Below are 1,232 nucleotides of genomic sequence, written 5' to 3' on the forward strand. Positions count from 1 at the left end.
GCGGACGACCAGTCGAACGCCGCGCGTACTGACTTTGCCAGCACGTTGCGCAATGCCAGCCACAGCAGCTTGATGGCGGCCTCGTCATTGGGGAAGTGGCCGCGTGTCTTGATGATCTTGCGTAGTTGCATGTTCAGACTCTCAATGGCGTTTGTGGTGTAGACGACACGGCGTATGTCCGGCGGAAACACGAAGAACGGTGTGACGTTCTCCCACGCCCGTCGCCACGACTGCACGATAGTCGGATACTTCGCACCCCACGGGCCTTCGGCAAAGGCCTCCAGGGCCTGCTGAGCGGCCTGTTCACTCGCGGCGGCATAGACCGGCCGCAGCGCTGCGGCCACGCTCTTGCGGTCCTTGTAGCTGGCGTACTCCAGACTGTTGCGGATCAGATGCACGATGCAGGTCTGCACGGCCGTACGCGGGTACGCCGTGCCAATCGCCTCAGCCAGCCCCTTCAGGCCGTCGACCACCGCGATCAGGATGTCCTGGCAGCCCCGGGTCTTCAGTTCGTTGAACACTTTCAGCCAGAACTTCGCACCTTCGGTCTGTTCGATCCACAGGCCGAGCACATCGCGCTGGCCGTCGGCCTGAATGCCCAGCGCCAGATACACCGCCTTGTTGCTCACCACGCCGTCGCCACGGATCTTCACACGCAGCGCGTCGAAGAACACCACCGGGTACATCGGCTCAAGCGGACGGCTTTGCCAGGCGAGCGCCTCAGCCATGACTTCGTCGGTGACCGAGCTGATGAAATCGGGCGAAACCTCGGTGCCATAGGCTTCGGCCAGAAACGCCTGGATCTCGCGCACACTCATGCCGCGCGCGTACATGGCGATGATGCGCTCGTCGAAACCGGTAAAACGGCGCTCGTGTTTCGGAATCAGGATGGGTTCAAAACTGCCGTCACGATCACGCGGCAGATCGACCCTGAGCGGGCCATAATCGGTGATGAGCGTCTTGCCGCTGGCGCCGTTACGTTCGTTGTCCTGGCCGTCGGGTTTCGGCTGCCCCGCCAGGTAGCCCAGATGCATCTTCATCTCGGCGCCCATCGCGCGCTCGATGAGTGCCTTGTTGAACGCCAGCATCAGGTCCTTGACCTCGGTGGGCGTCATCGGGCCTTTGACCAGGTCATCCAGCAGACCTTCCGGAAGGGCAGGCAGCGGCCCTCGGGCCGCTGCCTGAGAAGCGACGGTGCGTTTCTTCTTCATCGGCATATCCATGACTTTTAC

At 62.3% G+C, this 1,232-nt stretch carries 1 protein-coding gene; it reads right to left on the reverse strand.

The genetic code is table 11. The annotated features are described in order from the left end of the window. On the reverse strand, positions 1-1,217 hold a 1,217-nt coding region (locus QCE79_RS32850; RefSeq protein WP_404989463.1), incomplete at its 3' end, for an IS256 family transposase. Positions 1,218-1,232: the final 15 nt, after the last annotated feature.

The organism is Caballeronia sp. LZ003, from assembly GCF_031451465.1.
In the GTDB taxonomy this organism is placed as follows: domain Bacteria; phylum Pseudomonadota; class Gammaproteobacteria; order Burkholderiales; family Burkholderiaceae; genus Caballeronia.